Annotated in this window: 11 protein-coding genes; 9 read left to right on the plus strand and 2 right to left on the minus strand. The window is 76.7% G+C overall.

Features of this window, described 5'->3' with window-relative positions; genetic code table 11:
* The first annotated feature begins 71 nt into the window (after positions 1–71).
* Entirely contained in the window at positions 72–710 is a 639-nt protein-coding gene (locus EAH89_RS23900) for a methyltransferase domain-containing protein (protein ID WP_140886225.1), read from the plus strand.
* A 39-nt stretch (positions 711–749) separates the two neighbouring features.
* Here the strand turns inward: EAH89_RS23900 and EAH89_RS23905 are convergent, their stop codons facing one another.
* Positions 750–2,726 carry a DEAD/DEAH box helicase gene (locus EAH89_RS23905; protein WP_140886251.1) on the minus strand — a complete coding sequence of 659 codons (1,977 nt, stop codon included), beginning with the start codon at positions 2,724–2,726 and terminating at the stop codon, positions 750–752.
* A 238-nt stretch (positions 2,727–2,964) separates the two neighbouring features.
* Here EAH89_RS23905 and EAH89_RS23910 point away from each other — a divergent pair, with 238 nt between their 5' ends.
* The 8 genes from EAH89_RS23910 to EAH89_RS23945 all read left to right on the plus strand — a co-directional run bounded on the left by EAH89_RS23910 (position 2,965) and on the right by EAH89_RS23945 (position 11,473).
* Positions 2,965–3,462, plus strand: a complete 498-nt coding sequence (locus tag EAH89_RS23910; protein WP_140886226.1) for a MarR family winged helix-turn-helix transcriptional regulator — start codon at positions 2,965–2,967, stop codon at positions 3,460–3,462.
* An 88-nt stretch (positions 3,463–3,550) separates the two neighbouring features.
* Positions 3,551–4,381 (plus strand): crotonase/enoyl-CoA hydratase family protein, encoded by an 831-nt coding sequence (locus EAH89_RS23915; RefSeq protein ID WP_241667182.1) that lies wholly within the window; start codon positions 3,551–3,553, stop codon positions 4,379–4,381.
* A gap of 77 nt (positions 4,382–4,458) precedes the next feature.
* Positions 4,459–6,318 (plus strand): feruloyl-CoA synthase, encoded by a 1,860-nt coding sequence (locus tag EAH89_RS23920; RefSeq protein ID WP_140886227.1) that lies wholly within the window; start codon positions 4,459–4,461, stop codon positions 6,316–6,318.
* 16 nt (positions 6,319–6,334) lie between these two features.
* Positions 6,335–7,954, plus strand: a complete 1,620-nt coding sequence (locus EAH89_RS23925) for an acyl-CoA dehydrogenase family protein (RefSeq protein WP_140886228.1) — start codon at positions 6,335–6,337, stop codon at positions 7,952–7,954.
* A 9-nt stretch (positions 7,955–7,963) separates the two neighbouring features.
* A complete protein-coding gene (locus EAH89_RS23930) occupies positions 7,964–8,722 on the plus strand; it encodes an SDR family NAD(P)-dependent oxidoreductase (protein ID WP_140886229.1) in 759 nt (252 codons plus the stop codon).
* On the plus strand, positions 8,719–9,759 hold the full coding sequence (locus EAH89_RS23935) for a CobW family GTP-binding protein (protein WP_140886230.1): 1,041 nt from the start codon (positions 8,719–8,721) through the stop codon (positions 9,757–9,759). The genes EAH89_RS23930 and EAH89_RS23935 overlap by 4 nt, the downstream gene beginning before the upstream one ends.
* Before the next feature lie 15 nt (positions 9,760–9,774).
* Positions 9,775–10,671, plus strand: coding sequence for an amidohydrolase family protein (locus EAH89_RS23940; RefSeq protein ID WP_140886231.1), 897 nt, complete (start codon positions 9,775–9,777; stop codon positions 10,669–10,671).
* A gap of 85 nt (positions 10,672–10,756) precedes the next feature.
* Positions 10,757–11,473 carry an NADPH-dependent F420 reductase gene (locus EAH89_RS23945; RefSeq protein ID WP_140886232.1) on the plus strand — a complete coding sequence of 239 codons (717 nt, stop codon included), beginning with the start codon at positions 10,757–10,759 and terminating at the stop codon, positions 11,471–11,473.
* Between the two features lie 18 nt (positions 11,474–11,491).
* Here the strand turns inward: EAH89_RS23945 and EAH89_RS23950 are convergent, their stop codons facing one another.
* On the minus strand, positions 11,492–12,445 hold the full coding sequence (locus EAH89_RS23950) for a S1C family serine protease (RefSeq protein ID WP_241667183.1): 954 nt from the start codon (positions 12,443–12,445) through the stop codon (positions 11,492–11,494).
* Positions 12,446–12,781: the final 336 nt, after the last annotated feature.

The raw sequence follows: 12,781 nt of genomic DNA on the forward strand, positions 1-12,781 counted from the left end.
CCCGCCGGCGCTGGCGTTCCGCGCCGGCGCCGCCATATGCCGCCCTCCCCGGAAGGAATGGAGGACCGGCGATGAGTGAGCTGCCCGAACTGCCGGCCGAGGCCTTCCGCAAGGCCGACGCCACGCCCGACGGCCTGTTCTACCGCGAGCCGCGCTTCGTCACGCATATCGACGACGCGGCGATCGAGGCCGTCACCGCCCTCTACCGCCGCGTCCTGCCGCCCGGCGGCGTCGTGCTGGACCTCATGGGAAGCTGGGTGAGCCACCTGCCGCCGGAGGTGGAATACGCCGAGGTCATCGGCCACGGCATGAACCCCGAGGAGCTCGCGGCGAACCCGCGCCTCAGCCGCTGGTTCACCCAGGACCTGAACGCCGACCCCGTCCTGCCACTCCCGGACGCCAGCGTCGACGCCGTCACGGTCTGCGTCTCTATCCAGTACCTGCAGAAGCCCGTGGCCGTCCTGCGCGAGGTGGCGCGCGTGCTCCGGCCGGGCGGCGCCGTGGCCGTCACCTTCTCGAACCGCTGCTTCCCGACCAAGGCCGTGTCCATCTGGCGCATGCTGGAGGGGGCGGAGCAGTGCCGCCTCGTCGCCCTCTACCTCGAGCGCGCCGGCCTCGTGGACATCGAGGCCGCGGCCCTGCGCCCGGAGGGCGTCGCCGACCCCCTCTGGGCCGTGACCGGCCGCGCGCCGCGCGCGGCGGGTTCCTGAGGGGGCGCCCGCCGCGCCGCGGCCCCTCCCGGCCGCCGCCTAACCTGTTCGCGGGACCCCGCCGGCCCGCCGGCGCCCTGCCTCCACCCGCCGGCCGCCGCCCCAGAGCGCGGCGGGGCGCCCGACCGGCGGCCGCCACTCGCCCCGCTTGCGCGCCGCCCAGCCGTAGCGGTGGTCTCCCTCCAGCAGATGAAGGTGGTCCCGCAACCGGTTCCGGCCGAGCCATTCCAGGGCCGCCTCCAGCTCCGCCAGCCCCATCTCCGCCCGCGGCTTGCCGCCGAGCGCGCGCTTGAGCGCCGCGTTGTAGGCGTGGAACAGCCCGGCGCCGCGAGGGGCCACGGGAACAGGGGCGACCGAGACCCCCTTCCCGCCCTCCTGCGCGTCCTCCACCGCCTGCCCCGCCACCAGTTCCGCCAGCCGCTGGCGCAGCCGCCGCTCGGCGACGGAGGGCGGCTCCAGCAGCTCGCCCTGCGGGTCCGGCTCGCGCGCGGCGGCGAGGCCGGCGGCGAGGTCCGGGCCGGGCTGCAGCGTGCTCAGCCGCAGCGCCAGCGCGTTGCTCTCCAGGGGCACGATCCCGTGCCGCTCCCGCGCCTCCGCCATCTCCTCCTCCAGCCACCCGGGAAGGGCCAGCCGCGCCTGGCGGGGCGGATGGGGCGGCTTCGCCCGCGTGCCCTGCTCGCGCTCCATCCGCCAGCGAAAGCGCGCGAAGAGGGGGTCGTCCGGGTGGTAGACCAGTGCGCGCTGTCGATCGTAGGGCCCGGCGTTCGGGTCCACCCGCGTCGCCCGCGCCACCATCTGCTCGAGCCAAGGGCGCGAGCGCACATGCGTCAGCGCCGCCACCACCGCCACCTCCGGCGCGTCCAGCCCCTCATAGGCCATGGCGACCGTGACGAGCACGGAGGGCTCCGCCGTCAGGCGGAAGGCGGCCAGCGTCTCGTGCGCGCCCTTCTCGTCGGACACGGCGAGCGCCATGCTGCCCGCCTGGGACGCCGGCACCCAGCCGCGGAGGATGTCGAGGTAGCGCCGCGCCTGCACCTGGTCCGGCGCCACCACCAGCAGCTTGCCCAGGCCCCGCGTGGCGCCGGGGCCGAGCAGCCCCCGCCGCTCCGCCCGCAGCCGCCGTGCCGCCTCGAAGGACCGGCGCAGCAGGGCGCCCGCGAAGCCCGTGCGGAGCGCGGTGAAGAGCGCGGGCCGCGTGGACTCGTTCGGCGCCACCGCGCGCAGCCGGTGCGGGCCGAGGCGCGGCCGCTCCCCGCCGCCCTCGGGCTCGGGGCCGAGCCAGGCGGATTCCCCGTCCAGCGCGCCGAAGGCCACCGGCAGCACCGCGCGCTCGGCCAGCGCCCGCGCGCGGCTGTAGCCCACCACCGCCCAGCCCGGTGCCGCGAGGTCCACCTCCTGCCGCCCGCCCCCGCCGCCGCTCGTGCGGTAGGGCAGCCAGAGGATGCGCCGCCCGTCCGCCCGCTCCAGCGTGCCGGACAGCAGCAGGCGCGCGCCCGCGCAGGCCAGCAGCGGCTCGATCGCGGCCGACCAGGCGGCGGAGGCCTCGCCCTGCGGGTCCCCCCCGCCCGCCCCGTCCCCCTGGCCGAGCGCCGGCAGGTGGTGAACCTCGTCCACCACGATGAGGTAGCGGTGCGCCCGGAAGGCCGCGAGGTGAAGGTCCGGCGCCGCCGCGATGCCCTGGTAGGTCGTGACGTAGCCCGCGAGCCCCCGGCAGGGATCGCCCGGCAGGTTCTCCGCCGCGCGCACGGAGAGATCGTGCCCGAGCGCCGCGCGCCAGGCGGGGTCGGCGAAAGCCTCCTCGGCCTGCAGGCGCAGGCTGTCCCGCGGCACCACCCAGCAGACCCGCTCGCAGAGCCCCGCCGCGATCAGCGCCCGCGCGGCGATAACCGGCAGGAGCGACTTGCCGCCCCCCGGCGTCACCGCCGCCAGGATGTCCCGCACCGCGCCGGCCTCCCCGGATGCTATCGCCGCGACGATGGTGGCGACCTCGCGCTGGTGGCTGCGAAGGGGGCGCATGGGCAAGCGGCGGGGTTCCTCGGCGGAAGAAGACGCCGCAAGACCCTGATTCGGGTCGAAGTCTTTGTCGAGAAAAGATCGCTAAATTAGTTGATCAACTCATCAGATTTTTGGGCAGGCGGTCCCGCGACCGTCGCGCGCCCCTCGCCCCGGGATCGTTTCCGCCCGTGCTTCGCCGATCCAGGCGTTCCGTCCGCGCCGCTTCCGCGCGCGCAAGCCCTCCTGTAAGCCCGGCCGCATGACAGCGGACCCGAACAGCCTCCCCGCCCCGGCGGCGAGCCCCGCCCGGCGCGGCGCGGCGGAGGCGTCGGGCGTCGACATCGCGCCGCTCGCCGGCCATATCGGCTTTCTCCTGCGCCTCGCGCAGCAGCGCATCTTCGACGAGTTCCACCGCCGCTTCGGCGCCCTCGGCCTCACGCCCGGGCGCTACGCCGTGCTGGCGGTCCTCGCCGCAAACCCGGACATCCGCCAGGTCGCCATTGCCAACGCGCTGCAGATCAAGCCGCCCAACATGGCCGTGCTGGTCGCGGCGATGGAGGCGGACGGCCTCCTGCAGCGGCGGCTCGACGCCAGCAACCGGCGGGCGAACATGCTGCGCCTGACCGAGAAGGGCGCCGCCCTCTACGCCGGCGTCGCCGGCGAGATCCGCGCGATGGAGGAGGAGTTCGCCGCCCGCTTCTTCCCGGACGGGCGGGACTCCCTCGTCGCCGCCCTCAGCCGCATCCTCGACGCCTGAGCCGGCGGCCGGGCGCGCCGCGCATTCCGCTTGCCTTCGCCCGCCGCGGCCGTATTGTTATGGTTAATAACATAACGGGTCCGGGAAGATGATGGGAACGTCCGACGCCGCCGATGCGTCCGCCGCGCGCCCGGGCGACGAGGCCGGGGCGCTCGTCACCTACGAGCTGCGCGGCGCCGTCGCCTGGATCGCGCTCAACCGCCCCTCCAAGCGCAACGCCATCAACGACCGCCTGCTGGACGCGCTCGGCGCCGCGATCGCCCGCGCGGCCGGCGAGGCCCGCGCCGTGGTCCTGCACGGGAACGGCCCCTGCTTCTCCGCCGGCCTCGACCTCGCCGAGCACCGCGCGCGCTCGGCCGAGGAGGTGTTCCACCATTCCCGCGGCTGGCACGCGACCTTCGCCGCCGTCCGCCGCGGTCGCATCCCCGTGGTCGCCGCCCTGCACGGCGCGACGGTCGGCGGCGGCCTGGAGCTCGCGGCCGCCTGCCACCTCCGCGTTGCCGACAGCACGGCCTTCTTCGCCCTGCCGGAGGGCCAGCGCGGCATCTATGTCGGCGGCGGCGCCTCGGTCCATGTCGCCCGCCTGCTGGGCGCCTCCCGCATGGCGGACATGATGCTCACCGGCCGCGTCCTCGACGCCGACGCCGCCGAGCGCGGGGGACTGGCCAACTACGTCGTCCCCGCCGGGGAGGCGCCGGCGAAGGCCGGGGAGTTGGCGGAGCGGATGGCCGGCATGGCCCCGCTGACCGTGCTCGGCGTGCTGCACGCGCTCCCGCGCATCCAGGACATGAGCGAGGAGGACGGCCTCTTCGTCGAGAGCCTCGTCGCCGCCCTCGCCCAGACCGGGCCGGAGGCCGCGGCGCGCCTCGCGGACTTCGTGGAGAAGCGCGGCGCCAAGGTGGCCGGCCCCGGCGCCTGAGCGAGCCGCGGCGCGACAGCTAACGGAAGAAGCCGCGCGGCACCCGCCGCGACGGCTGCGCGAGGGAGGGCCGCACCATGGGCGAGAGCGTCGCCGCCAGCGCCGGGCCGGAGGGGCCAGGAACGGGACCGGTCACGGGGCCGGAGACCGGCTGGATCCCCGATTTCCACGTCTTCTCCGAGCCCCGCGTCCTCGTGGAGAGCGACCCCGATGGCGGCTGGCTCGTCCGCTCCGGCACGCCGCTGCCGGCCTATGTCCCGCTGCTCACCCGCCACGTCTTCGCCTGGGCGGAGCGCGCGCCCGACCGGCCCTTCCTGCGGCAGCGCGGGGGGGGCGGCGCCTGGCGCGGCGTGACCTATGGGGAGGCCGCCGAGAGCCTCCGCCGCATCGGCGCCGCCCTCCTCGCCATGGGCCTCGGCCCCGAGCGCCCGGTCGCCGTGCTCTCGGGCAACACGGTGGAGCACGCGCTGATCGGCCTCGCCGCCCAGGCCGTGGGCGTGCCCTACGCCGCGGTCTCGCCCGCCTATTCCCTCGCCGACACCTCCCTGGGCAAGCTGCGGCACGTCCTCGCCAAGCTGACGCCCGGCCTCCTCCACGTCGACCGGGCCGCCCCCTTCGCCGCGGCCCTCGCGCTCGATGAGGCAAGCGGCGCCGCGGTCTTCGCGACCGACCCCGCCGGGGTGGAGCGCGCCCGCCCCTTCGCCGACCTCCTCGCCGCGCCCGCCGGGGCCGCGACCGAGGCGGCGATGGGGGGCGTGGACCCCGACGCGCCCGCGAAGATCCTCTTCACCTCCGGCTCGACCGGCATGCCCAAGGGGGTGGTCGCCACCCACCGCATGATGGCCGCGGCCCAGGAGCAGGTGGCGGAGGCCTGGCCCTTCCTCCGCCACGAGCCCCCGGTGCTGCTCGACTGGCTGCCCTGGAACCACGTCTTCGGCAGCAGCAAGAACCTGAACATGATCCTCCGCCACGGCGGCACGATGTGGATCGACGACGGCCGCCCGGTCCCCGGCGGCTTCGAGCGCACGCTCGAGAACCTGCGGGAGGTCTCGCCGACGATCAGCTTCAACGTGCCCAAGGGCTACGAGCTGCTGATCCCCCGCCTCGAGGAGGACGCCTCCCTCGCCCACGCCTTCTTCGCGCGCCTTCGGATCATGTTCTACGCGGGCGCCGCCCTCGCCCCCCCGCTCTGGCGCCGCCTGGAGGCGCTGGCCGCGGCGCACGGGCCGAAGGACGGCGTGCACATGGTCTCCTCCTGGGGGCTGACGGAGACGGCGCCCTCCATCTCCATGGTCCACGCGGCCCGCGCCGCGGTCGGCTGCGTCGGCACGCCGCTTCCGGCTGTCGAGATCCGCCTCCTGCCCGACGGCGACAAGCTCGAGGCGCGGGTGCGCGGCCCGAACGTCACCCCCGGCTACTGGCGCGACCCCGAGGCCACCGCCGCCGCCTTCGACGAGCGCGGCTTCTTCCGCACGGGCGACGCGCTGCGCTGGGTGGACCCCGCGAACCCCGCCGCCGGCTTCATCTTCGACGGCCGGCTCACGGAGGACTTCAAGCTCTCCACGGGCACGCGGGTGAACGCGGGCGCGATCAAGATCCGCGCGCTCTCGGCCCTGGCCCCCTGGGTGCGCGACCTGCTGGTGGTCGGCGAGAACCGGGAGGAGATCGGCCTCCTCCTCGTGCCGCACCACCACGGTCTCGCGGAGCTCGACACCCCCGCGCTCGCGGAGGGGGTCGCGGCGGCGCTGCGACCCCTGAACGAGGGCGCCCCCTCCTCCCGCCGCATCGCCCGCGCGCTGTTCCTGCGCGAGCCGCCCTCCCTCGCGGCCGGGGAGATCACGGACAAGGGCTCGCTCAACCTCCGCGCCATCCTCCGCCGCCGCCCGGAGGCGATGGAGCGGCTCTTCGCCGACGACCCCGAGGTCATCCGCCCGTGACGGCACGCGCCTGAGCATGGACGCGTCCGCGACCCTCGCCCTCCTGCTCGCCGCGGTGATCGACGGCGCAGAGGCGCGCCCCGACGCCGAGGCCACCGCCGCCATCCTCGAGGGCGCGGCCCGCTTCGCCGCCGAGCGCCTGGCCCCCCTCGCCCCCGTGTCGGACCGCGAGGGCTGCGCGCTCGCCGGGGGCCGCGTCCGCACCGCGCCCGGGCACGCCGAGGCCTGGCGCGACTTCGCGGCGGAGGGCTGGGCCGGGCTGACCGCGCCGGCGGAGGCCGGCGGCAGCGCGCTCCCCCTCGCGCTCGCCAGCGCGGTGCAGGAGCTGACGGACGCGGCGCACCCCGCCTTCGGCATGCTCGCCATCAACGCCCGCTGCGCCATCCGCCTGCTGGAGCGCCACGGGCCGGAGGCGGTCCGCGCCGCCTGGCTGCCGCGCCTCGCCGACGGAAGCTGGGCGGCCACGATCGCCATCTCCGAGCCCGGCGCCGGCTCCGATGTCGGCCGCCTCCGCACCCGCGCCGAGAGGGGGGCGGACGGCACCTGGCGCGTCACCGGCGAGAAGTGCTGGATCTCCTTCGGCGACCACGACCTCGCGGCGCGGATCGGCCACTTCGTCCTCGCCCGCCCCCGCGGCGCGCCGCCCGGCACGCGCGGCCTTTCCCTCTTCCTGGTCCCCTCCAACCGGGAGGACGGCGCCCGCAACGGCGTGGCGGCCCTGCGCCTCGAGGAGAAGCTCGGCCTGCACGGCTCCCCCACCTGCACCCTCGCCTTCGAGGACGCCGAGGCGATCCTCATCGGCGAGGTGGGGCGCGGCCTGCCCACCCTCTTCGCCATGATCACCGCCATGCGCCTCGGCGTCGCCGTGCAGGGCGCGGCCGTGGCCGGGGCCGCGGCCGGCCTCGCGGAGGGCTACGCCCGCGAGCGCCTCCAGGGCGGCGACCCCGCCGCGACGCCCGTCCCCATTGCCGCCCACGCCGAGGTGCGCCGCCTCCTCCTCGCCGCCCGCGCCGCCACCGAGGCCGTGCGCCTCATCGCGCTCCAGGCCGCGGCCTGGGTGGACGCGGGCGATGCCGGGGACGCGGCCGCCGCCGCGCGCGCCGCCCTCCTCCTGCCCGTCGCCAAGACCCTCGGCGCCGAAGCCGGCTTCGACAACGCCCACCGCGCCATCCAGGTCCTCGGCGGCGCCGGCTACGTGCGCGACTGGCCGGCGGAGCGGATGCTGCGCGACGCCCGCGTCTTCGCCCTCTACGAGGGCACCACGGCGATGCAGGGCCTCGACCTCCTCTTCCGCCGCACCCCGGCCGCCGACGGCGCGGTGCTGCGCGACACGCTCGCGCAGCTCGCCCCCGCCCCGGACCTCGCCGCCCTCGTGCTCGACACCGCGGCCGCGCTGGCGGAAGCCACGCCCCGCGCGCGGGAGGGCGCCGCCGTGCCCTTCCTGCGCCTCGTCGGCCTCGCCGCCGCCGACGGGCTGCTGCGCCGCGCCGCCGCCCGCGCCGGGCCGCTCGCGCCCCGCTACGCGGCCCTCGCCGCCTTCCACGCCGCCGAGGCCGGGTCGCGCGCCGCCCTTCTCGCCGCCCGCTGCCGCCGCGCCGACCTCGACGCGGCCTACGACGCCGCCTTCGAGCCCTGAGGAGAAACCATGGACCTGCAAGGCATCGCCGCCCTCGTCACCGGCGGCGGCTCCGGCCTCGGCGCCGCGACGGCCGAGGCGCTCGCCGCGGCCGGCGCCCGCGTCGCCGTCATGGACCGCAACGCCGAGGCCGCGCGCGCCGTGGCCGCGCGCATCGGCGGCACCGCCTGCGCGGGCGACGTGACGCGGGAGGAGGACGTCGCCGCCGCGCTGGATGCCGCCGGCGCGCTCGGCCCGTTCCGGCTCGTCGTCTCCTGCGCGGGCATCGGCACCGCGAAGCGCCTCGTCGGCCGCGACGGCCCGCACCCGCTGGAGGGCTTCACCCGCGTCATCGCGGTCAACCTCACCGGCACCTTCAACGTCATGCGCCTCGCCGCCGCCCGCATGGCCGCGGTGGAGCCCGGGGAGGAGGGCGAGCGCGGGCTGGTGCTGAACACCGCCTCCGTCGCCGCTTATGAGGGCCAGGTCGGGCAGGTCGCCTATTCCGCGAGCAAGGGCGGCATCGTCGCCATGACGCTCCCCGCCGCGCGGGAGCTCGCGCGCTTTGGCATCCGCGTGAACACCATCGCCCCCGGCCTCATCGAGACGCCGCTGATGGGCGAGCTGCCGGAGGAGGCGCGCGAGGCCCTGGGCAAGCTCCCCCTCTTTCCCCGCCGCCTCGGCCGCCCCTCGGAATTCGCGGAGCTCGTCCTCGCCGTCGCCCGCAACCGCCTGCTGAACGGCGAGACCATCCGGCTCGACGGCGCGCTGCGCCTCAGCCCGCAATGAGCCGCTTCGTCGCCGACGCGGTGGAGCGGGCTCAGCTTCCCGTCGCCATCCTCGGCGGCTTCCTCGGCAGCGGGAAGACGACGCTGCTGAACGCCCTTCTCCGCCACCCGGCGATGGCCGGCACCGCGGTGGCCATCAACGAGTTCGGCGAGGTGCCGATCGACCAGCACCTGGTGGAGGCGGATTCCGGCGCGGGCCCGGACCGCACCGTCACCATGGCGAACGGCTGCCTCTGCTGCGACCTCTCGGGCGACCTCGAGGGCGCGGTGATGCGCATCTTCGCCCGCCGCGAGTCCGGCGCCCTGCCGCGCTTCGACCGGATGCTGGTGGAGCCCTCCGGCCTCGCCGACCCCGCGCCCATTGCCCAGGCCCTGCTGCGCAACCCCGTGCTGTCCCGCGTGCTGCGGCTCGACGCGATCCTCGCGACCGTCGACGCCGCCTTCGGCGCGGGCCAGCTCGCCCGCCACCCCGAGGCGCGCGCCCAGGTCGCGCTCGCCGACCGGCTGCTGCTGACGAAGACCGACCTCGCCGACCCCGCGCCGCTGCGCGCCGCGTTGTCGCGCCTGAACCCCCTCGCCCCCGTGGCGGACATCCGCCACGGCGCCGCCGAGCCCGCCGCCCTCTTCCCCGCCCGCTTCCTCGGCACGCCCGGCGCGCCCCCGCCCGTCGTCGAATGGCTCGACGCCCAGCCGCACGGCCCGGCCCCGGCGCACGACCACGCGCACGCGCACAGCAAGGGCGCGTGCGCCCTCTCCCTCGTCTCCGACGCGCCGCCGGACTGGGCGGTCTTCGACGCCTGGTTCCGCCGCGTGCGCATCGAGGGCGGCGAGCGGCTGCTGCGCGCGAAGGGCCTCATCGGCGTGCCCGGCCAGCCCGGCCCGGTCGTCGTGCAGGGGGTGCAGCACGTCCTGCACCCGCCCGTGGCCCTGCCCGCCTGGCCCGCCGGCGACCGGCGCTCCCGCCTCGTCCTCATCACCGACGGCCTCCCCCACGCGCCGCTCCGCGCGGGCTGGGACGCCCTCTTCCACGCCGCCTAGAGAGAGGAGCGCCCGATGCGCGCCATCGACGTCCACGTCCACCCGATGGACGAGGCCTATGTGGAGGCCAGCGCGCCCTTCGTGCCGGCCACCCGCCGCATGTTCGGCGACCGCTTCGACGCGCGCCCCGACGACGTGATCGCGGACGACTTCCGCCGCGACGACACCCTCGCCATCCCCATCGCCTGGGACGCCATGGCGGGCGCGGGCGGCGCCGTCTACGGCAACGACCGCCTCGCCGCCCTTTGCGCCGCCTACCCCGACGTCTTCCTGCCTGGCTGGGCGGTGGTGGACCCCTGGCGCGGCCGCTCGGGCCTGGCGGAGATCGAGCACGCCATCCGCGACCTCGGCCTCATGGGCGTGAAGTACCAGCCGCCCGTGCAGGGCTTCGCGCCCTCCGACCGGCACTTCTACCCCATCTGGGACCTGCTGCAGGACCTCGGCGCGCCCGCGCTGATCCATTGCGGCACGACCGCCATCGGCTCCGGCGAGCCCGGCGGCCTTGGCTTCAAGCTCTCGCACGGGCGGCCGCTCCACATCGACGAGATCGCGGCCGACTTCCCGCGGCTGAACATCGTCGCCGCCCATCCCGGCTATCCCTGGACGGAGGAGCTGATCGCGGTCGCCCTCCACAAGGGCAACGTCTCGATCGACATCTCCGGCTGGGGGCCGAAATACTTCCCCGCCGCCCTCAAGCACGACATGCAGCGACGCCTGCAGGACAAGGTGATGTTCGGCTCCGACTACCCGGGCTGGTCGCCCGGCCAGACGCTGGACGAGTGGGAGATGCAGGGCCTGCGCCCGGGCATTGTGGACAAGCTCTTCCGCGACAACGCGCGCCGCATCCTCAACCTCGACGCCGCCGTCGCGAAGGCCGAGGCCGCCCGCGCCGCGCGCGAGGCCGCGACCTGACGAGGGGGGCAAGCGGGGGCGGATCCCGCTTCATCCGCCGCCCGCCCTGGCCTAGCCTCCTCCCCCACCCTCAAGGATGAGCGCCATGTCCCCCGCCCTCCCTCGCCGCGCCCTCCTCGCCGCCGCGGGCGCCGCGCTGGCCCTCCCGCACGCGATGGCGCAGCCCGCGTCGGGATCGCCCATAGGCATCATCGGCTCCGGCCGCCTCGGCGGCACGGTGGGCACCCTCTGGGCGAAGGCCGGGCACCCCGTCCTCTTCTCCTCGCGCAACCCGGACCGGCTGAAGGAGCTGGTGGAGGCCGCGGGGCCCAACGCCCGCGCCGGCACCCCCGCCGAGGCCGCCGCCTTCGGCGCGGCGCTGCTGATCGCGGTGCCCTACGGCGCGCTGGAGGCGGTCGGGCGCGACCTCGGCCCGGCGCTGGCCGGCAAGGTGGTGCTCGACGCCTGCAACGCGGTCGCCGCGCGCGACGGCGCCGTCGCGCAGGTCGCGGCGGAGCGCGGCATCGGCCTTACCTCCGCCTCCTTCCTGCCGGGCGCGCGCCTCGTGCGGGCCTTCAACACCCTCGGCTCGCGCGTGCTCGCCGAGCAGGCCCACCGCCCGGGCGCGCCCGTCGCTATTCCCCTCGCCGGCGACGACGCGGGCGCGCTGGAGGCCGCCTCCGCCCTCGTGCGCGACGCGGGCTTCGAGCCGGTGGTCGTCGGGCCCCTCGCGCGCGCCTCGGACTTCGCGATGGGCGCCCGCGGCTACGGCAAGGTCGTCCCCGCCGCGGAGCTGCGCGGGATCCTCGGCCTGCCGGGCTGAGGGGCCGCCCCGCCGCGCCTAGTGCAGCCGCGCGGCCTTGAGGAAGCGCTGCCGGTCGCCGGAGGCGACGGTGACCTCGAAGCGGTCTCCCTCCCGGTCCACCGTGAGCGGCACGTCCACCCCGGCCTCGCCGAGCGACCAGACCGCGCGGAAGAAGGCGGGCAGGTCGGCCACGGGCCGCTGCGCCACCGCCAGCACCAGGTCCCCCCGCCGCAGCCCCGCCCGCGCCGCCGGCCCGCGGGCGGCGGTGGAGAGGATGACGACCTGCCCCGCGTCGCCGCTGACCGAGAGCCCGAGCCAGGGCCGCGGCGGCCGGTCGGCGCGGCCGAGGGTGAGCATCTCGTCGAGGATGGGCGTCAGCAGGTCGACCGGCACGCTCATGTTGAGCACCCGCACCTGCCCGTCCCCGGCGTCGTGGCCGAGCTGGAGGGAGCCGATCCCGATCAGGCCGCCGTCCGGCCCGATGACCGCGCCGCCGCTCCAGCGGGGATGCGCGGGCGCCGTGAACAGCGCCTCGTCGAGAAGGTACTCCCAGTAGCCCGCGAACTCCTGCCGCGCGACGACCCGCCCGGCCAGCGCGCCCGCCCGCCCGCCCGCGCCGGCGAAGACGATGTCCGCGCCCACCGGCACCTCGGCCGGCGCGCCGAGCGCGAGCGGCGGCACGCCGAGCTTGCCGAGCGCCTGCACAAGCCCGAAGCCCGTCACCTGGTCGTAGCCGAGCACGTGGCCCGGCACGGCCCGCCCCTCCCCCGTCGTCAGCCAGACATCCTCCGCCTCGGTCACGAGGTAGCCGATGGTGAGGAGAAGCCCGCTCTCGCGGATCAGCACGGCGTTGCCGATGCGCTCCGTGCCCAGCGTGCCCGCGGTGAAGGCATCCTCGGGCACGCGCGCGCGCAGCGCGACCACGGCGGAGAGCGCGCGGTCGAGATCGTAGGGGTAGTCGCCCGCCCGCGGCTGCAGCGAGGGCGGCACGTCCCTGCCCTCCGGGCCTTCTGCTGGCGCCATTCTTCCCGCTCCCCGACGTTGCGCGCCCCCGGACCGCGCCCCGGCGGCGCCCCAGCCCGGCATCGGCCGGAATCCTGGGCGGAATCGCCGGGCGTGTCACCCGCGATGCCGTCCCCAAGGGGCCGAGCGGGGCGCAGGGCGGGAACGCGCCGCCCGCGGCCGCGAAGGCGGGCCCCGGCCCTCCTCAAGCGAGCGTGATCACCCCCGCGGAGAGCGCCGGGTCCCGGCACGGCGGTTGCTCCGCGCGGCCCATCCCGGCCCGCCCCGTTTGCCGCGAACCGCCCCGCGGGTAGAACCCGCCCA

It is taken from the genome of Muricoccus nepalensis (assembly GCF_006438825.1).
Lineage (GTDB): Bacteria > Pseudomonadota > Alphaproteobacteria > Acetobacterales > Acetobacteraceae > Roseomonas > Roseomonas nepalensis.